Origin of the sequence: Kitasatospora humi, from assembly GCF_020907985.1 — a bacterium.
Lineage (GTDB): Bacteria > Actinomycetota > Actinomycetes > Streptomycetales > Streptomycetaceae > Kitasatospora > Kitasatospora humi.
Genome location: NZ_JAJJPA010000001.1, coordinates 158,486 through 176,729, shown reverse-complemented (window position 1 = coordinate 176,729; position 18,244 = coordinate 158,486). Strand labels below are relative to the sequence as shown.

The following is an 18,244-nucleotide window of genomic DNA, read 5'->3' as shown; positions in this document are numbered from 1 at the left end:
TGTGCCACCCAGTCCAGGCCGCACTACTGCAACCTTACAAAGAGGCCGATAGCACCCGGCACTACGCGGGCGAACCTTGCGGCGCCAGCGCGGCCGGAACCTCGTCGTCCATCTCGAAGGCCATCGGGAACGGCGCCCGGCCGGCCAGCCGGAAGTAGCGGACGATCCGGTGCGTGCGCAGGGCCCGCGCCGCCCGCACCGCGTCGTTGTGGAAGCGCCTGGCCATCGGCACCCGGCGCACCGCCGAGGTCAGGTCGCGCAGCACTTCCTCACCGCCCGGCACCGCCCGCAGCTGGGCCACCTGCGCCGGTTCGCCGAAGACCGCGCGCAGCGCCTGGCTCAGCTCGCTCTCCGCCACCTCGCGCTGCTCTTCGTCGGCCTGGCGGGCCGCGTGCGAGGCCTCGTAGAGCAGGATCGAGGCGGCCGGGTCGAGCAGCGAGGAGGTGGCCAGCTCCTGCGCCACCGAGGCCCGGCGCAGCAGTTGGGCGTCCAGCGCCGCCCGGGCGGTGTCCAGCCGGGTGTGCAGGCGGTCCAGCCGCCCGGCCGTCCAGCTCAGGTAGACGGCGAACAGCACCACGGCCACGGCGGCCCAGATCCAGTCAGTCACGAGGGGCCACGCTACCGGCCGCCGACCTGCCGCTACGCCATCCGGGGCGGTTCCCCCGAATGGCGCCTGGCTGATGATCCGTCAATCTGATGATCTGTGAGAGGGGTCACAGAGATGAAGAGAGGATCTGCATGAGCACCGCCCTGCTCCGCCGCGGCGCGATCGGTGGCCTGCGCAGTGCCGCCGTCGCCGCACTCGCCTTCGCCACCGTGCTCGGCGGCGCCGTCGCCGCACGCGCCGACGCACCCGGCCACACCGGGTTCGTCCTCAACGTCAAACTCAGCACCTCCGGTGTCGTCGAGGCACCGGACCAGCACCCCGGGGGCACCGTCACCTTCCGGATCGCCACCGACGACCCCAACGGGCGCCAGCTGCAGATCTTCCGCCCGCACGCCGGCGTCAGCATGGACCAGGTCCTCAAGGACCTCGCCAACGCCGTCAGCCAGGACCCGCCCACCGCGGCCGCCGGGGTCACCGCGGTCAACAACGAGGCCGAGGCGCTCGGCGGCGGTCTGGCCACGCCCGACGTCCCGATGATCGTCTCCGAGGACATCGATCCCGGTCCGATCTACCTGCTCGACTTCACGGCGTTCTTCGCCCACCCGAACACGCCGCCGCCGGTCAAGGAGATCGACCTCTGCGAGGACAAGGGCTTCCACATCCCGCACTTCCCGCACGAGATCGTCATCCAGAAGGACACCCCGGCCGGCCCGCGGTTCCAGACGGAGAACGTCGACAGCGCCAGCGGCGCCATCTTCGTGCACAACGGCTCCCCCGAGCTGCACGAGATGCAGATGCTGCCGGTGGTCCCCGGCACCACCGACGAGCAGATCCAGGCCTACTTCGACGCCATCGCCGCCGGCCAGACCCCGCCCTCGCCCTTCACCGGCCCGGCGGTCGGCCTCGGCGTCATCTCGCCCAACCGCGACGCGGTGGTCCACGCCGACAAGCTGCCGCCCGGCGACTACGCACTGCTCTGCTTCGTGCCCGACGACAAGACCGGTGTGCCGCACGTCTTCCTCGGCATGCACAAGGTGGTCCACCTGGCCTGACCTCGCGGACGCCGGCGGGTCCGGACCGGGCTTTCGACCCCGGGCCGGACCCGCCGCCGTGCGCTCAGGTGAAGCGCGAGTTGCGGTCGTCCTCCCGCACCTTCGGCGCGGCGCCCAGGGTGCCGCCCATCCCGTCCGCCACCGTCTCGTAGACCGCCAGGATGTCCGCGCCCACCACCGACCAGTCGAACCGCGTCACGTGGTTCGCGGCCGCCGTCCGCAGTTGGGCCAGCCGGGCCGGGTCGTCCAGCAGCCGCACCGCCGCCCGGGCCAGCGCCGCCGCGTCGCCCACCGGGAACAGCTCCCCGGCCCGCCCGCCGTCCAGCACCTGCGCGAACGCGTCCAGGTCGCTGGCCAGCACTGCGGCCGCCGCCGACATCGCCTCCACCAGGATGATCCCGAAGCTCTCGCCCCCGGTGTTCGGCGCCACGTAGAGGTCCACGCTGCGCAGCAGCCGGGCCTTCTCCTCGTCACTGACCATGCCGAGGAACTCCACCCGGTCCCGCACCTCGGGCGCGAGCGCGGCGGCCGCCTCCTCCTCGTCCCCCTTCCCGGCCACCAGCAGCCGCACGTCCGGATGCGCCGCGAGGATCTGCGGCAGCGCCGCCAGCAGCACCGGCAGGCCCTTGCGCGGCTCGTTGATCCGGCCGATGAACCCGATGGTCCGGCCGGTCCAGCGCGGCTCCGGCTCGGCCCCGGCGAAGAACCCGACGTCCACGCCGTTCGGGATCACCACCGCGTCGCCGCCCAGGTGCTCCACCAGGGTGCGCCGCGCGTACTCGCTCACCGCGACCCGGGCGCTGATCTTCTCGAAGATCGGCTGCAGGATCGGCGAGGCCGCGATCATCACCCGCGAACGCGGGTTGGAGGTGTGGAAGGTCGCCACCATCGGACCGGTCGCCGCCCAGCCCGCCAGCATCGACAGGCTCGGCGAGGCCGGCTCGTGCACGTGCAGGATGTCGAACTCGCCGTCGCGCAGCCAGCGTCGCACCCTGGTCGCCGAGATGATCCCGAAGCTCAGCCGGGCCACCGACCCGTTGTACGGCACCGCCACCGACCGGCCCGCCGACACCACGTAGGACGGCAACCGGGAGTCGTCGTCCGCCGGGGCCAGCACCGAGACCTTGTGCCCCAGGTCGATCAGGTGCTCGGCCAGGTCGCGGATGTGGAACTGCACCCCGCCCGGCACGTCCCAGTCGTAGGGGCAGACGATCCCGATCCTCACGACGCGGCCTCCCCAGCCGCCTCGGGCGCCCCCGCCGCCTTGGCCCGGCGGGGCAGGTCCGCCAGCCAGAACTTCTGCAGCATGTGCCAGTCCTGCGGGTGCGCGGCGATCTCGGCGGCCCAGATGTCGGCCATCGCCTGCGTCATCCCGGCCTTCGCCGCCTGCCGGTCCGCCCCCTCGGGCACCTCGATCGGCGGGTGGACCACCGCCCTCATCACCGGGCCCTCGTACCAGAGCGAGACCGGCAGCAGCGCCGCCCCGGTCCGCTGCGCCAGCGCCGCAGGGCCGGCCGGCATCCGGGTGGTCTCACCGAAGAACCGCACCGGGATCCCGGCCTCCGACAGGTCCCGGTCGCCCACCAGGCAGACCAGCTTGCCGGCCCGCAGCCGCTTCGCCAGCGTCGCGATCACCGACATGTCGCTGCCGGTCAGCGCCAGCACCTCCATGCCCAGGCCCTCGCGGTAGGCCACGAACCGGTCAAACAGCGACTCCGGCTTCAACCGCTCCGCCACGGTGGTGAAGGTGTAGCCGAGGTGCCGCACCACCCAGGCCCCGGCCAGGTCCCAGTTGGCCATGTGCGGCAGCGCCAGGATCGCCCCCCGGTTCGCCTCCATCGCGGTCACCAGGTGCTCCAGGCCCTCCACCCGCACGCTGTCGGCGATCTTCCGGTCGTTCCAGGCCGGCAGCCGGAACGCCTCCATCCAGTACCGCAGGTAGGAGCGCATGCCGGCCCGGGACAGCTCCCGCAGCTCCAGGTACGAGGCCCGCGGCCGGATCCGGGCCAGGTTCGCCTCCAGCTGCCGCACCCCCTTGCCCTGCCGCCGCCAGGTGAAGTCCGCCAACGCGTCGCCCAACCGCTTCACCAGCGGCTCGGGCAGGCCCTTCAGCACCGCCCAGCCCGCCGCGAACGCACCGTCGACCATCCGGTCCCGCAGCCTGGTCCGGTCCGCCTGGGACACCTCGGCCATCCGTCAGCCCTCCCGACCGGCCGCGGCCGCCTCGAAGGCCTCCCGGCGCACCGTCAGCATCCGCTGCAGCACCGTCACCAGGCTGCCCGCCGCGACCAACCAGAGCGCGATCGGCAGCAGCCACTCGATGTACGGCACCCCGAACTTGTGCAGCCCGGCGAAGCCGGCCGCCACCAGGGTGATCACCAGCCGCTCGGCCCGCTCCACCAGCCCCGACACGTCGCACGGCAGCCCCAGGCTCTCGGCCCGCGCCTTGGTGTACGACACCACCTGCCCACTGGCCAGGCAGAACACCGCCACCGCGCACAGCAGGTTGTTGTTCCCCGAGCCCGAGTACCAGAGCGCCAGCCCACCGAAGATCGCCGCGTCCGCCACCCGGTCCAGCGTCGAGTCCAGGAACGCCCCCCACTTGTTGGAGGTGCCCGCCTGCCGGGCCATGTTCCCGTCCACCAGGTCCGAGAAGATGAACAGGGTGACGGTGATCACGCCCCAGAAGAACTCACCGCGCGGGAAGAACACCAGCGCACCCGCCACCGAGCCGGCCGTACCGATCAGCGTCACCGCGTCCGGGCTCACCCCCCAACGCAGCAGCAGCGCGGCGAACGGGGTCAGGACACGTGTGAAGAAGGCACGCGCGTATTTGTTGAGCATGGCCTTCCGGACCGCTCCGATCTCACTACCGGGTTCGAGCACCGGCGGCCATCAGCGGCAGCGCCGGGCGGCCGGGCGGATCAGCCCGCCCGGCGTGACCCATGGTATCCAGCCTGACGACGGCGCTCGGCCGCCCCGGGCGTGATCGGCGGGGTCGTCCTCGGCAACCCCGCCGAGGCGGCCGCGAGCCCGAGCCGCGAGCCCGAGCCGCGAGCCCGGCTCAGCCGCGGTGCGGCAGCGCACAGGCCGGGGTGCCACCAGGCATCCGGTGCCGGTTGGCCGCCACCCAGCGGTACACCGCCGCCGCCACCGGCCGCACCGGCGCCAACCGCAGCACCCCGCCCAGGTAGGCCCACCCGCCCCCGGCGCGCAGCAGCAGCTTCGCCACCGCCTGCGCCCCGCCGTGCACCTCCCCCATGGGAGTGATCCACAACACCTCGCGGGCCGCCCGCTCCTCGGTCACCCCCAGCGCGGCCAGATCGGCGAACTGGAACGCCTCGACCGTCCACCCGCCGGCCCGCGGGCCGCGCAGCCACCGCTCGGCGGCCCGCGCGCAGGAGCTGCAGAACGCGCAGTCCCCGTCGAAGACCAACACCGGCTCCGGACCGCTCATCCGACTGATCCCCCTTGCCTGGATCGAAGCTGGTCACCCCTGGGAATGAACCTGGCGAAAACTCGTCACCGCCAGGTGACGGTACTTCAGACGACCGTCGCCGCAGGGGCCCGTGAGCACGATAACCTGCCGCTGACACGGAGGGAGGGGAGGCCGCCATGGCAAAGCTCGACATGACTCCGGGGGCACAGATACCCCTTACGGACGCCGCCGGGCCGCAGACCGCGGTCACCCAGGCGCTCTCGTCGGTCGCCTACCGCGACACCGAGCTGGACGACTTCGTCGAAGCGGTGGAGGGCGTCAGCAGGAAGACCGGCTGGCACGACCTCTTCCGGCCGAATCTCGGAGAGGCCTGGAGCAAGGCCATCATCACCCGCACCCTCGGTGCCAAGCGCAAGCCACTGGTGCCCGCGTTCGGCACCGAACCTCGGATGGTGGTCGAACACTGCCTCGCCGCCGAGGAGTTGCGGGCCGCCCGGGACAAGCGGCTGATGCTGGTCACGCTGGTCTTCGGGCTGCTCTTCCTGCCCGGCACGCTGATCTGGCTGGCCGCCTACGAGCTGCGCCGACGCACCCAGCGCGGCAAGTGGGACAAGGCGTTCGGCCCGCTGATCTGGCTGATCCCGGCCGCGCTCACCCTCTTCCTCGCCCTGAGGCCCCCGTTCCACGGGTTCGCCTCGCTCTACACCCGCGTCGTCATGCTCGCCCCGATCGCCGGCTGGTTCATCGCCAAGCAGGTCGTGATCAGGTCGGTCAAGGACCTGCGGGCCCGCTGGGCCGACGTGCTCGACGGCAACCTCAGCGCCGCCGTGCTGCCCACCGCCGTCCCCAAGAGCGAGAACGACAAGAAGGCCACCGCCCTCAAGCAGGGCCTCACCCAGCTGATGCTGGAGCAGGACACCAACGTCCTGCACTACGCCGGCGCCAAGGGAATACTCGGCCTCGGCCGCCGCTGGGGCTCCTGGGAGATGGTCGAGGACCTCAAGCCCGCCGAGGGCTTCGAGGAGTTCCGCTCGTTCCACGTCTGGGACCTGGTCAAGAAGATCACCGACCGGATCAACGGCACCATGGGGCGCAGCCAGGTCGCCAACGGCGCGGTGCCGGGCGCCTCGGTGGAGCAGTGGGTGATCCAGGCCATCGGTGCCGGCGCCGACGAGATCAGCCGCCCCGGCGGCCCCGACATGGACGGCCCCCGGATGCGCGACCACGCCGTGGTCACCATCGCCAACCAGCAGGACTTCGGCAAGGGCGGGCTGCGCCACTACCTGGGCACCCAGTTCGTGCTCAACAGCGGCCAATTGGTCGTCAGCGTCACGGTCACCGTCACCGTGCTCGCCAACACCCTGCGGGTCTCGGTGGCCGGGCACACCCTGCCTCCGCTCAAGGGCCCGTTCGCCGACAAGCCCAAGCCGCGCGAGGAGTCGAGGCCCAAGCCCGGCAAGTTCTGGGAGGAACGCACCGTCCAGCTTCCGCTGGTCACCAACATCGAGGTGGTCCGGCAGGCGCTGCGGGCGCCGTTCCTGTGGTCCCCCGGGCTGCTCGACTGGCTCGGCGGCACCATGAAGCTCCCGGAGCCGTTCGGTCTGCGCACCGCGTGGGTCGGCCGGACCTGGGACAACCGGTTCATGGCCGACGACTCGATGCGGATCGCCAGCCCCGTGGTCAGCGCGGTGCAGAGCGCCACCCTGGAGTTCCTGGCGGACCACGACGTCAACATCGACCGCTTCACCAACCGCGGCCTGATCCTCAAGGCCGAGATGCAGGGCGCCCGGCCGTTCGACGCGGACGAGTACGGCGCCTCGTGACCGGCTGCCGGTCGTGACGTCGCAAGGGCCCGCTCCGAGGGAGCGGGCCCTTGCGACGTGGCGGCTCAGCCCTGCTGCGGCCAGGCCTCGGCGAGCATCTTGCGGGTGTCGGCGAGCAGTTGCGGCAGCACCTTGGTGTGGCCGACCACCGGCATGAAGTTGGTGTCCCCGCCCCAGCGCGGCACCACGTGCTGGTGCAGGTGCGCGGCGATCCCGGCGCCGGCCGCACCGCCCTGGTTCATGCCGATGTTGAACCCGTGGGCACCCGAGGCCGCCCGCAGTGCGGTCATCGCCTGCTTGGTGAGCGCCGCGAGCTCGACGGTCTCCTCGTCGGTCAGCTCGGTGTAGTCGGCCACGTGCCGGTACGGGACCACCATCAGGTGGCCGCCGTTGTACGGGTAGAGGTTGAGCACCGCGAAGACGTGCCGGCCGCGGGTGACGATCAGCCCGTCCTCGTCGCTCAGCGAGGGGATCGTGCAGAACGGGCAGCCGTCGTCCGGGGCCGGCCCGGTCGGCTTGTTCTCTCCCTGGATGTACGCCATCCGATGGGGGGTCCACAAACGCCGGAAGCCGTCCGGCTCCCCGACACCCTGCTGCAGTACCGGCTCACTCGTCATGCTGATCAGCATATTCGGCCGGGGCACCCGGCTGACAGGCGTGGGCCGGACTCCCAGCTGGGAAGCCCGGCCCACAGGTCGGTACGACGTCGATCAGACCTGGATCCGGCGCTGCACCGCGTCCACGATCTCGGCGACGGCCTCTGCCGTCGGCACACCGTTCTTCTGCTCACCGCTGCGGTAGCGGAAGCTCACCGCGCCGGCCTCGACGTCGTCGTTGCCAGCGATGATCATGAAGGGCACCTTGCTCTTCTGAGCGTTCCTGATCTTCTTCTGCATCCGGTCGTCCGAGGCGTCCACCTCGACCCGGATCCCGTGCTTCCTGAGCTCCGCCGCGACCTCCTGGAGGTACGGCACGTGCTCGTCGGTGATCGGGATGCCGACCACCGTGACCGGGGCCAGCCACGGCGGCATGGCGCCCGCGTAGTGCTCCAGCAGCACGGCGAAGAACCGCTCGATCGAGCCGAACAGGGCGCGGTGGATCATCACCGGCCGCTGGCGGTTGCCGTCGGCGCCCTGGAACTCCAGGTCGAAGCGCTGCGGCAGCTGGAAGTCGACCTGGATGGTGGACATCTGCCAGGTGCGGCCGATCGCGTCCCGCGCCTGCACCGAGATCTTGGGGCCGTAGAACGCCGCACCGGCCTCGTCCAGGACGAGTTCGAGGTTCTGCTTCTCGGCCGCCTTGCGCAGCGTCTCGGTGGCCTCCTCCCACTCCTCGTCGCTGCCGATGAACTTCTCCGGGTCCTTGGTGGACAGCTCCAGGTAGAAGTCGGTCAGGCCGTAGTCGCGCAGCAGGTCCAGCACGAAGGTGAGCAGCGAGTCCAGCTCGCCGGCCATCTGCTCCTTGGTGCAGTAGATGTGCGCGTCGTCCTGGGTGAAGCCGCGGGCGCGGGTCAGGCCGTGCACCACACCCGACTTCTCGTACCGGTAGACCGTGCCGAACTCGAAGAGCCGCAGCGGCAGTTCACGGTACGACCGACCGCGCGAGCGGAAGATCAGGTTGTGCATCGGGCAGTTCATCGGCTTGAGGTAGTAGTCGTTCTCGCCGTCGAGCTGCATGGGCGGGTACATGCCGTCGGCGTACCAGTCCAGGTGACCGGAGAGCTCGAACAGGGTGCCCTTGGTCGCGTGCGGGGTGTAGACGAACTCGTAGCCCGCCTCCTCGTGCCGCTTGCGCGAGTAGTCCTCCATGGCCCGGCGCATCACGCCGCCCTTGGGGTGGAAGACGGCCAGACCGGAGCCGATCTCCTCGGGGATGGAGAAGAGGTCCAGCTCGGTGCCCAGCTTGCGGTGGTCGCGCTTGGCGGCCTCCTCCAGGAACTCCAGGTGGGCCTTGAGCTCGTCCTTCGTCGGCCAGGCGGTGCCGTAGATGCGCTGCAGCATCGGGTTCTTCTCGCTGCCGCGCCAGTAGGCGCCCGCCGAACGCATGATCTTGAACGCCGGGATCATCCGGGTGCTCGGCAGGTGCGGACCGCGGCAGAGGTCGCCCCAGCAGGTCTCGCCGGTCTTGGCGTCCACGTTGTCGTAGATGGTCAGCTCGCCGCTGCCCACCTCGACGTCGGCGCCCTCGCCGGCGGTCGCGGCGGAGCCCTTGAGGCCGATCAGCTCCAGCTTGTACGGCTCCTTGGCCAGCTCCTCGCGGGCCGCCTCGTCGGTGACCACGCGGCGGGAGAACTTCTGGCCCTTCTTGATGATCTCCTGCATCCGCTTCTCGACGGCCTTCAGGTCATCGGGGTGGAACGGCTTCTCGACGTCGAAGTCGTAGTAGAAGCCGTCCTTGATCGGCGGACCGATGCCGAGCTTGGCCTCCGGGAAGATCTCCTGCACGGCCTGGGCCATCACATGGGCGGTCGAGTGGCGCAGGATGTTCAGGCCGTCCGGGCTGGTGATCTCGACCGGCTCGACCTCGTCGCCGTCCTCGAGCTGGTAGCTGAGGTCCTTGAGGGCCCCGGCCACCCGGGCGGCGATCACGCTGCGGTTGTCGGCGAACAGCTCGGCGGCGGTAGTGCCCGTGGTCACCACGCGCTCTTCCCGATCGGGTTCGCGGTTGATGATTACCCGGACGTCCGTCACCGGTCTCTCCTGACGTGCTGGATCTGATGGCCGCAGCTGCTGCTGCTTGCCCCCGATGGTACCGATCCGACCGGTCCCACCGTGCACCCTGCCCCACGGTCCCCGGTCGGCCCGCCCCGGCCGGGCCGACCGCCCCGGCCGACTTCCCGAACCGGCTGGTCACCCGGGGTTGAGCCGGTACGTCCCCGGGGTATCACCTGCTCGGAACCCCGCGCCGGGAATTGACGGACCGCCAGCGGTGCGCGCGGGGAGCATCCGGGGCTTCTCCCAGGGGATGTGAGGGGTGGTCATCATGCAGGACCCGCAGTGGTACGAAGGTCCGCTCGCCTCCTTCGACACCGAGACCACCGGCGTGGACGTGGAACGGGACCGGATCGTCTCCGCCGCCCTGCTGCTGCAGCCCGCGCCCGGCGCCCCGGTCGAACGGCTGACCTGGCTGGCCGACCCGGGAGTCCCGATCCCCGACGGTGCCCGGGCCGTGCACGGCATCACCGACGAGCGGGTGCGGGCGCACGGGCGCCCGCCGCGGCAGGTGACGGCGGAGATAGCGGACGCACTGGCCGCTCAGGCCAGGGCCGGCGTGCCGCTGGTGGTGATGAACGCGCCCTACGACCTGACGCTGCTCGACCGGGAGTTGCGGCGCCACCACCAGAGCACGCTGGCCGCTCGGCTGGCCGGCGCCGAGCTGCTGGTGGTCGACCCGCGGGTGCTGGACAAGCACGTCGACCGCTACCGCCGGGGCCGCCGCACCCTCACCGACCTATGCGCGCACTACGGGGTGGTGCTGGAGGGCGCGCACGACGCGGGGGCGGACGCCCTGGCCGCCATGCAGCTGGTCCGGGTGCTGGGTGAGCGGCACCGCGCCGCGCTCGGCCGGTTCTCCCCCGCCGAACTGCACCTGCGGCAGACGGTCTGGCACGCGGCCCAGGCCCGTGGGCTGCAGGACTGGTTCGACCGGTCCGGCGCCCATGAGCAGGTCGACCGCTCCTGGCCACTGCGCCCGGCCGCCTGACCGGCGGCACTGCGCCGGCCGCTCACGAGAGCCGCCTGAGCAGCCGTCAGCACAACACATCGGGCCCGACTGCCTTGGCAGTCGGGCCCGATGTTGTCCGGTGGGCGATACTGGGATCGAACCAGTGACCCCTTCGGTGTGAACGAAGTGCTCTCCCGCTGAGCTAATCGCCCGGGCAACGAGAAGAACGATAGCACCCTCCCGGGGGCCTCCCGCAAACCCGTTGGTGTTCGGCGGCCCGACGCCCCGACAGCACCGTTGCCGGCACTGACGGGTGACGGCCGCTCAGTTCGCGCCGGGCACTTCCGGCGAGGCACCGGCCCCTTCGAAAAGTGCCCTCGGGACGGAACCGGAAAAAAAGCGTAGGACCCTGGTCGAAAAACCAGGGTCCTACGCCTTGCTGTGCAATCCGGTGGGCGATACTGGGATCGAACCAGTGACCCCTTCGGTGTGAACGAAGTGCTCTCCCGCTGAGCTAATCGCCCGGGTGCAGGGAAAACATTACCGCATCGCGAGGAGTGCTCCGAACCAGCTCTCCCGTCCCCCTCCCGAGTGACCCGTCACCGGCCCGACCTGCCCGGCTCCCCACTCCGACCATGATCGTCGGGCAATCCGCCGGAGCGCCCGGCAACAGCAGCGGCACCCACCGCTATCCACCCGGTGCGACCGTTCCGGAGGCAATCTCCGGGCCCTTCCCGGCTTTGCGCGGCCGTTCCGGGGCTTCGGGCAATGCGCCGGACGAGTTACCACCGGACCCCGAATCGGGACAGACGGGTTTACATCGCCGCCGGAGGTGGGATGGTCCGTTCGCCGACGTGCGATTCCCCGAGCGCACACTGAGCGAAAGGCCATGGCGCTTATGAACACCACGGTCAGCTGCGAGCTGCACCTGCGCCTCATCGTGTCGAGCGAGTCCTCACTGCCCGTCCCCGCGGGTCTGCGCTACGACACCGCCGACCCCTATGCCGTGCACGCCACCTTCCACACCGGTGCCGACGAGACCGTGGAGTGGGTGTTCGCCCGCGACCTGCTCGCGGAGGGGCTGCACCGACCCACCGGGACGGGCGACGTCCGGGTGTGGCCGTCCCGCAGCCACGGACAGGGTGTCGTCTGCATCGCACTGAGCTCTCCCGAGGGAGAAGCCCTGCTGGAAGCACCTGCCCGGGCGCTTGAATCGTTCCTCAAGCGCACCGACGCCGCCGTGCCGCCCGGCACCGAACACCGCCACTTCGACCTGGACCGGGAGCTGTCGCACATCCTCGCTGAGAGCTGACGGCCGAGGGCACCCCCTCGGCGCGCTCGATACCAACGGATGGCCGTCCTACTCGGGGGCACGGCCATCGGCTCGACCGCGCACCGGCGCGGCCCGTGCGTGCGCCGCACCCGCACGCGCGGGCCGCGGTGTGCGCCGGGTCCGTCCGCTCCACCGGCCCACCAGGCAACCGGCGCCCGGCGCCCTGCCTCGCCCGCCCACTGCGGCGCAGCGATGGCGGCGGCTCCGGGCGCCTTCCGGCGTCCGCGGGGCGCAGCCCGGTATTGTTCGGCGGTGATGACCGGCCCCCGGCCTTCGGGCGGGTGGTCTCCCCAGCGGGCGGGTCCGACCGCCCCCCGGCGCACGCGAGGAGTTCCCACGTGCTGATCACCCATGACACCGAGTGCGCCCTCGGCATCCTTGTCGAGCTGCTGAACACCGCACCGGAAGTGGCGGGCCAGGAGCAACTGTCGGATGTGGCCGCCGTCGACGCCTTCGTGGTGCGCTGCGACATCGGCGAGGTGGACGCGGTGGGTCCGGACGACGTGGTGGCCGTGCAGCGGCTGCGCGGGCAGCTGCGGGAGATCTTCACCGCGCCGTCCACCGAGGTCGCCGCCGAGCTGGTGAACAGCCTGGTCGCGGACGTCAACGCGACGCCGCGGCTGACCAACCACGACGGCCACGGCTGGCACATGCACTACTTCGCTCCGCACTCGACGCTGGCCGACCACCTGGCGGCCGAGCTGGGCATGGCGCTGGGGCTGATCCTGATGGCCGGCGAGCGGGAGCGGCTGCGACGCTGCGAGGCGCCGGACTGCGCGCGGGTCTTCGTGGACCTGTCGCGCAACCGGTCGCGGCGCTACTGCGACAGCCGGACCTGCGGGAACCGGATGCACGTGGCCGCGTACCGGGCGCGGCAGCGCTCCGCGGCCGACGCGGAGGACGCGGGCGTGCCGGTGGGGGCGTGACGGCCTAGATCCCCCGCTTGCGGAGGATCTCCTCGATGTCCGAGAAGTCGCCCAGGTCGTCGGCCGCGCCCTTGCCCGGTGCGGCTTTGCCCGGTGCGGCCTTGCCCGGTGCGGCCTTGCCCACGGCGGGCCGCGGGGCGGCGCCGGTACCGGTGGCGCGGGGCTGTGCCGCGGTGCCGGCCTCCGGGCGGTCACTCGACGACCTGCGGCCCACACCGGTGGCGACCAGCAGCAGCACGGCCAGGCCGAGCAGGCCGATGCCCGTCCAGACACCGGGGTCGAGCACCAGCTTGGCGGCCCAGTTGCCGAGGGCTCGGCCGATGGCGCTGCCGACCGGGATCAGACCGGTGAGGTAGAGGCCCGCGGGCACCAGGGCGGCGGCGGTCCAGCGGACCGCGGTGCGCCAGCGGCGGCGCCACCCGTGCAGACCGGCGATCACCAGGCCGGCCGCGGTGAGCAGGAAGCAGAGGGCGCCGCTCAGCATGGCCGGTCCTGGGCGGTGCCGCGATCGGTGCGGGACATGGCTCCTCCGAAGCTGGTGTCGGTACGCGCTCCCCCGTAGTGGAACACTGGGCGCATGATCGAAGGTTCCCTCCCCCCGGTGGAGTTCTGGTGCGAGCTCCAGTGCCCGGACTGCCGCACCGCGCTCGACGACGTCCGTGCCCTGCGGGCGCGCTTCGGTGACGCGCTGACCATCACGCTGCGGCACTTTCCCCTGGAGAAGCACAGGCATGCCTATCCGGCGGCGGAGGCGGCCGAGGAGGCGTTCGCCCAGGGCAAGGGCTGGGAGTACGTCGAGGCGGTGCTGGCGCGGGTGGCGGAGCTGGACCGGCGCGGACCGGAGCTGCTGGTGGAGGTGGCCGCCGAGCTCGGCCTGGACGCCGAGGAGGTCGACACCGCACTGGTCGACGGCCGGCACATGCTCGTGGTGGACGCGGACCAGGCGGAGGGCAAGGCGATCGGCGTGACGGGTACGCCGACGTATGTGGTGGCCGGCCGGCGCCTGGACGGCGGCAAGAGCCAGGAGGGCCTGCTGGAGGAGATCATCGCGCTGCTGGAGGCGTGAGCAGCTGTTGAAGCTGCGTTCTGAGCAAGCGCTTGGTCAATCACGGTTATGACTAAGCGCTTGCTCAACCACGGCCAAGCGCTTCGTCAACCCGATTGACCATCGGCCTGGACGGTCATGAGCGCACCACCATCCGGTGCACCGCCTTGCCGGACGAGGCGCTGGTCGACTCCTCGTCCAGCAGCGACTCGCAGCCTTCCAGCGCATGGTGGACCGCCCGCAGGTCGACCGGGGCGTACAGCCGACCGTGCTGGTCCCGCTGGGCCCCGCCGGGGACGACCCGCCAGCTGAGGTAGAGCGTGCCACCCGGCTGGAGCAGCTCGCGCAGGCGCCGCACCGCAGCGGGCACCACCTCGGGCTCCAGGTGCATGAGGACCGTCTCGCACAGGACGTTGGCGAAGCTGCCGGCGGGTACGCCTTCGAGCCCGGGCAGCGCAGCGCGTCGGAACGAGACCTCCGGGTACCGCTTGCGGGCCTCCACCAGCAGCCCTTCCGAGGGGTCGTACCCGATGGCGGGGAAGCCGTTGGCACTGAGCCACGCCGCATCCCGGCCACTGCCGCAGCCGATGTCCGCCGTCGGTCCCGGCCGGAACCAGCGCAGCAGTGCGGACCGCAGGTCGTCCGGCACGGGCTGGTCATGCCACTGGACGGCGAAGGCGGTGGCCTCGCGGTCGTAACCGTGCAACGTTTCCAGGTCCATCGATGTCGCCCCCTGCGATTCTCTGATGCGGTGTCAGTCCGCCCGGCCGCCACCGTACCGGCCACGGCGATGACCCTGCCGGAGCCGTGGGGCCGGCCGCAGGGGCGCCGAGCGCCTGCCCGACGATCAGCCCGTCCTCACAGCGGCTTTGCGAAGTCCCGCCTGGCCGGCCGGTATCCGAGCGACGCGTACAGCCGCCTCGCCACCTCGTTGGCGACATACACATTGAGCCCGATGTCCCGGACTCCCGCCGCCAGGCACTGCCGCTCGGCGGCGAGCATCAGCTCCCGCCCGTAGCCGTGCCCCCGGCGCTCGGGGGCCACCTCGAGGTTCATCACCCAGCCGCGCGGGCGGCCGTCCGGCTGCCGCCGGTCGCCCAGGGCGAGCCAGAGGCTGCCCACCGGCTCCCCGTGGGCGAGCAGCCGGTTCAGGACCATCCCCGGGGTGCGGTGGCCCGCCGGCAGCAGCCGGGCGTCATCGACGGCGACCCGTTCGACGGCCTGACGCTGCGTCATGCCGACCCGCACCAAGTGCGCGCGGTAGTCCTCGTTGATCCCGTCCAGCCAGCCGCGGAACTCGTCCTCACCGATCGGACGGAGCGTCAGGCCGGGTGCAGCGGGCGGCAGTTCGGCAAGCTTCTTGGCGAGCTTGTGGCTGGTCTCGGTGTAGCCGAGCGCCACGGCCAGGGCCTGGCCGGCCGCCGACTCGACCGGCACCGAGATCTCGACCCGGGTGCAGCCCCAGCCACGCAGCACCTCCTCGGCGGCGAGCGCCGCGACGGTGCCCCGCCCGCGCCGCAGCCCCTCGGTGATCTCCAACGCCTCGATCCGGCCGATCCGGAAGCTGTCGTAGCGGCTGTCGGAGGTCACCACCGAGCCCACCGCCCGTCCGTTCACGCAGACTTGCCAGCGCCGGGTGCGCCCGCCGTCGGGCAGGCCGGCTTCCGGTCCATCGGGACGCAGCGTCGTGGTCACGTCCTCCCCCTTCCCCGCCGCTCCGGGCGGCTAACGATGACGACCAACTGGTGCGGCACGGCGGCGAACCGGGGCGGCGAACCGGCGCGGTGCGGCTAGCGCGGGTCCGGGTCCTCGGCGGCGCGGACGGTGAAGGTGGCCATGGCACGCGCGGTGATCGGCCCGGGCACGTCGCCGAGTCGGCGTCCGTCGACCCGGGTGACGGCCTGGACGTCGCGCAGCGAGGAGGTCAGGAAGACCTCCTCCGCGCGTTCGAGCACGTCGAAGGGCAGCTCGGCCTCCTCGGCGCCGCACCACTCGACGACCAGGGCGCGGGTGACGCCGGCCAGGCATCCGGAGGTCAGCGGCGGCGTGAGCAGCTTGCCGTCCAGCACCACGAAGACGTTGGAGCCGGTGCCCTCGCAGAGGTGGCCCGCGGTGTTGGCGAAGAGGGCCTCCGAGGCTCCGGCCCGGTGGGCGGCGGCGAGCGCGATGACGTTCTCCGCGTACGACGTGGTCTTGAGGCCGGCCACCGCACTGTGCTCGTTGCGGGTCCAGGGCACGGTGGCGACCGCGGTGGTGTCGGGCCGCACCTTGACCGCGCTCTGCGCGATGACCAGGGTGGGCGGGGCGTCGCCGCGGTCGGAGCCGAGCGGGCCCAGGCCACCGGTGTAGGTGATCCGCAGGCGGCCGAGCGGCAGCGGGTCGGCTGCGGTGACCGCCTCGCAGCCCTTGCGCACCGCTTCCGGGTCGGGGGCGGGCAGGCCGAGGCCCACGGCCGACCGGGCCAGCCGTTCGAGGTGGCGGGTGAGGGCGAAGGTCCTGCCGTACACGGTCTTCACGGTCTCGAAGACGCCGTCGCCGACGGTCAGCCCGTGGTCGAGGACGGAGATCTCGGCGCGGCTCTCGTCGACCAACTCGCCATTGAGCCAGATCATGGGTCACTCCTCACGCAAGAGTGGTTGGAGTGGCCCGGCACGGACCTACTCCACGTGCTGCCCAGACGCTATCGCGACCAAGCGGGCGGCCTTGAGCTCCGTCTCGTCCCACTCGCGTTCCGGATCGGAGCCCCAGGTTATGCCGGCGCCGGTGCCGAACCGCAGCACCGGGCCCGCCGGGTCGGCCCGGTCGATCCAGAACGTGCGGATGCCGACCGCGAGTTCGGCCCGCTGCCGGTCGGCGTCGACCCAGCCGACGGCACCGCAGTAGGGGCCGCGCGGGGCGGTCTCCAAGGCGTCGATGATCCGCAGCGCGCTGGACTTGGGAGCGCCGGTGACCGAGCCGGGCGGGAAGCTGGCGGCGAACAGCTCGGGCCAGCCGGCGCCGTCGCGCAGCCTGCCCGCCACGGTGGAGACCAGGTGGACGAGCCCGGGGTGCTTCTCGACCACGCAGAGGTCGGGCACCGTGATGCTGCCGGTGGCGCAGGCCCGGCCGAGGTCGTTGCGGACCAGGTCCACGATCATCACGTTCTCGGCGTGGTCCTTGTCGAGCAGGTCGTGCTCGGTGCGGCCGGTGCCCTTGATCGGTCCGGAGGAGACGGACCGGCCGTCCCGGTGCAGATAGAGCTCCGGGGAGGCGGTGGCGATCTCGATGCCGTGCTCGGGGAGGCGAATCGTTCCGGCGTAGGGGGCCGGGTTGCCGAGGGCGAGCAGGGCGGTGAGGGCGTCGATGTCGCTGCGTGCGGGGTCGGGGTCGGGCAGCGGCGCGCTGAGCACCCGGCACAGGTTGGCCTGGTAGACCTCGCCCGCCGCGATGTGCTCGCGGATCCGGCGGACTCCGGCGGTGTAGGCGGCGCGGTCCAGCGAGCTGTGCCAGCTGTCCGGCCGCGGGCCCTGCCAACGCGGGCCGGCGGGCACGGGCACCGGGTCGGGGCGCACCTGTGCGAACCGGGCGCAGGTCAGGCGCCCCTCGAAGTCGTGCGCGACGGCCCACCAGCCGCCGGTGTCCAGGGCCGCGGGGTCGTGGCTGACCTCGAGCAGCCCGGTGGCGAGTCGGCCGCCGAAGCGGGCCATCGGCTGGTCGGGACCGATCGGGGCGCTGGCGTGGGACACGGTGCTCCTGCGGGCGGGTGGGGGTGGGGGTGATTCGAAGTCTAGGGCGGTGACCAGGCCCGGAACGGTGGGGTGGGCGGCACGCTGCGGGAACGGAATTTGAGCTGGCCGAGGTTTCCGCTAAAGTTCAACACGTCGCCGGGAAACGGAGCCGCAGAAAAGCGGTGAAGGGCCTGGAAGACAGGCGGACGTGGCTCAGTTGGTAGAGCATCACCTTGCCAAGGTGAGGGTCGCGAGTTCGAATCTCGTCGTCCGCTCGACGGAGGAACAGCAAGATCGTTCTTCCTGATATGGTTCAGCTGCGGTTCGGCTGAACCGCGTTGCCTGGTGGAGTGGCCGAGAGGCGAGGCAACGGCCTGCAAAGCCGTGTACACGGGTTCAAATCCCGTCTCCACCTCTGACAGTCCTCGGTTCGCCGAGTGACTGCCCGCGCGATTAGCTCAGCGGGAGAGCACTACCTTGACACGGTAGGGGTCACTGGTTCAATCCCAGTATCGCGCACTGCAGCCCAATGCGGGTGTTGAGCAGGACAGTTGAACAGGCGCGATTAGCTCAGCGGGAGAGCACTACCTTGACACGGTAGGGGTCACTGGTTCAATCCCAGTATCGCGCACGGTCACCCACCCAGGGT

Annotated in this window: 18 protein-coding genes and 6 tRNA genes; 10 read left to right on the top strand and 14 right to left on the bottom strand. The window is 71.6% G+C overall.

All coding sequences use genetic code 11. The annotated features are described in order from the left end of the window. Window positions 1–61: 61 nt before the first annotated feature. The gene (locus LN042_RS00835) at window positions 62–607 is read right to left on the bottom strand and encodes a LemA family protein (RefSeq protein ID WP_230047758.1); all 546 of its coding nucleotides are present in this window, start codon (window positions 605–607) and stop codon (window positions 62–64) included. A 131-nt stretch (window positions 608–738) separates the two neighbouring features. On the opposite strand from LN042_RS00835, the gene LN042_RS00830 reads away from it, so the two are divergent. After that, on the top strand, window positions 739–1,659 hold the full coding sequence (locus LN042_RS00830; RefSeq protein WP_230047757.1) for a hypothetical protein: 921 nt from the start codon (window positions 739–741) through the stop codon (window positions 1,657–1,659). Window positions 1,660–1,723: 64 nt separating this feature from the next. On the opposite strand, the gene LN042_RS00825 is transcribed toward LN042_RS00830, so the two are convergent. The 4 genes from LN042_RS00825 to LN042_RS00810 form a co-directional block, all read right to left on the bottom strand. Then, window positions 1,724–2,884 carry a glycosyltransferase family 4 protein gene (locus LN042_RS00825; protein ID WP_230047756.1) on the bottom strand — a complete coding sequence of 387 codons (1,161 nt, stop codon included), beginning with the start codon at window positions 2,882–2,884 and terminating at the stop codon, window positions 1,724–1,726. Then, window positions 2,881–3,852, bottom strand: a complete 972-nt coding sequence (locus tag LN042_RS00820) for a phosphatidylinositol mannoside acyltransferase (protein ID WP_230047755.1) — start codon at window positions 3,850–3,852, stop codon at window positions 2,881–2,883. The genes LN042_RS00825 and LN042_RS00820 overlap by 4 nt, the downstream gene beginning before the upstream one ends. Before the next feature lie 3 nt (window positions 3,853–3,855). Further along, entirely contained in the window at window positions 3,856–4,503 is a 648-nt protein-coding gene (pgsA, locus tag LN042_RS00815) for a phosphatidylinositol phosphate synthase (protein ID WP_230047754.1), read from the bottom strand. Between the two features lie 220 nt (window positions 4,504–4,723). After that, window positions 4,724–5,116 carry a thiol-disulfide oxidoreductase DCC family protein gene (locus tag LN042_RS00810; protein WP_230047753.1) on the bottom strand — a complete coding sequence of 131 codons (393 nt, stop codon included), beginning with the start codon at window positions 5,114–5,116 and terminating at the stop codon, window positions 4,724–4,726. 158 nt (window positions 5,117–5,274) lie between these two features. On the opposite strand from LN042_RS00810, the gene LN042_RS00805 reads away from it, so the two are divergent. Further along, a complete protein-coding gene (locus tag LN042_RS00805) occupies window positions 5,275–6,921 on the top strand; it encodes an AbeC-like domain-containing protein (protein WP_230047752.1) in 1,647 nt (548 codons plus the stop codon). Between the two features lie 65 nt (window positions 6,922–6,986). On the opposite strand, the gene LN042_RS00800 is transcribed toward LN042_RS00805, so the two are convergent. Then, window positions 6,987–7,550: an HIT family protein gene (locus tag LN042_RS00800; RefSeq protein ID WP_230047751.1), complete on the bottom strand. Its 564-nt coding sequence runs from the start codon at window positions 7,548–7,550 to the stop codon at window positions 6,987–6,989. Between the two features lie 81 nt (window positions 7,551–7,631). Further along, window positions 7,632–9,611: a threonine--tRNA ligase gene (gene thrS / locus LN042_RS00795; RefSeq protein WP_230047750.1), complete on the bottom strand. Its 1,980-nt coding sequence runs from the start codon at window positions 9,609–9,611 to the stop codon at window positions 7,632–7,634. Between the two features lie 292 nt (window positions 9,612–9,903). On the opposite strand from thrS, the gene LN042_RS00790 reads away from it, so the two are divergent. Next, window positions 9,904–10,623 carry a 3'-5' exonuclease gene (locus tag LN042_RS00790; protein WP_230047749.1) on the top strand — a complete coding sequence of 240 codons (720 nt, stop codon included), beginning with the start codon at window positions 9,904–9,906 and terminating at the stop codon, window positions 10,621–10,623. Between the two features lie 101 nt (window positions 10,624–10,724). Here LN042_RS00790 and LN042_RS00785 read toward each other — a convergent pair. Further along, window positions 10,725–10,796, bottom strand: a tRNA-Val gene (locus LN042_RS00785). Between the two features lie 240 nt (window positions 10,797–11,036). Next, a tRNA-Val gene (locus LN042_RS00780) sits at window positions 11,037–11,108 on the bottom strand. A 374-nt stretch (window positions 11,109–11,482) separates the two neighbouring features. On the opposite strand from LN042_RS00780, the gene LN042_RS00775 reads away from it, so the two are divergent. Together LN042_RS00775 and LN042_RS00770 are read left to right on the top strand one after the other, a co-directional pair. Then, window positions 11,483–11,896: an SsgA family sporulation/cell division regulator gene (locus LN042_RS00775; protein ID WP_030056266.1), complete on the top strand. Its 414-nt coding sequence runs from the start codon at window positions 11,483–11,485 to the stop codon at window positions 11,894–11,896. Window positions 11,897–12,255: 359 nt separating this feature from the next. Further along, window positions 12,256–12,843, top strand: a complete 588-nt coding sequence (locus LN042_RS00770; protein WP_230047748.1) for a CGNR zinc finger domain-containing protein — start codon at window positions 12,256–12,258, stop codon at window positions 12,841–12,843. 4 nt (window positions 12,844–12,847) lie between these two features. On the opposite strand, the gene LN042_RS00765 is transcribed toward LN042_RS00770, so the two are convergent. Further along, entirely contained in the window at window positions 12,848–13,327 is a 480-nt protein-coding gene (locus LN042_RS00765) for a hypothetical protein (protein WP_230047747.1), read from the bottom strand. Between the two features lie 93 nt (window positions 13,328–13,420). On the opposite strand from LN042_RS00765, the gene LN042_RS00760 reads away from it, so the two are divergent. Then, on the top strand, window positions 13,421–13,909 hold the full coding sequence (locus LN042_RS00760) for a DsbA family protein (protein WP_230047746.1): 489 nt from the start codon (window positions 13,421–13,423) through the stop codon (window positions 13,907–13,909). Window positions 13,910–14,024: 115 nt separating this feature from the next. Here the strand turns inward: LN042_RS00760 and LN042_RS00755 are convergent, their stop codons facing one another. The 4 genes from LN042_RS00755 to LN042_RS00740 form a co-directional block, all read right to left on the bottom strand. Then, window positions 14,025–14,609 carry a class I SAM-dependent methyltransferase gene (locus tag LN042_RS00755; RefSeq protein WP_230047745.1) on the bottom strand — a complete coding sequence of 195 codons (585 nt, stop codon included), beginning with the start codon at window positions 14,607–14,609 and terminating at the stop codon, window positions 14,025–14,027. Between the two features lie 137 nt (window positions 14,610–14,746). Beyond that, complete coding sequence (locus LN042_RS00750) at window positions 14,747–15,583, bottom strand: GNAT family N-acetyltransferase (RefSeq protein WP_230047744.1); 837 nt, start codon at window positions 15,581–15,583, stop codon at window positions 14,747–14,749. Window positions 15,584–15,678: 95 nt separating this feature from the next. After that, window positions 15,679–16,500, bottom strand: coding sequence for an aminotransferase class IV (locus tag LN042_RS00745; RefSeq protein ID WP_230047743.1), 822 nt, complete (start codon window positions 16,498–16,500; stop codon window positions 15,679–15,681). A 45-nt stretch (window positions 16,501–16,545) separates the two neighbouring features. Continuing rightward, the gene (locus tag LN042_RS00740) at window positions 16,546–17,574 is read right to left on the bottom strand and encodes a chorismate-binding protein (protein WP_230048069.1); all 1,029 of its coding nucleotides are present in this window, start codon (window positions 17,572–17,574) and stop codon (window positions 16,546–16,548) included. A gap of 223 nt (window positions 17,575–17,797) precedes the next feature. Between LN042_RS00740 and LN042_RS00735 the strand changes: the two genes are divergently transcribed. From LN042_RS00735 to LN042_RS00720, 4 genes are all read left to right on the top strand, one after another. Beyond that, window positions 17,798–17,870 (top strand) — tRNA-Gly (locus LN042_RS00735). A 69-nt stretch (window positions 17,871–17,939) separates the two neighbouring features. Then, a tRNA-Cys gene (locus LN042_RS00730) sits at window positions 17,940–18,010 on the top strand. A 32-nt stretch (window positions 18,011–18,042) separates the two neighbouring features. Continuing rightward, window positions 18,043–18,114: transfer RNA gene (locus tag LN042_RS00725), tRNA-Val, on the top strand. Window positions 18,115–18,154: 40 nt separating this feature from the next. Beyond that, window positions 18,155–18,226, top strand: a tRNA-Val gene (locus tag LN042_RS00720). Window positions 18,227–18,244 lie beyond the last annotated feature (18 nt).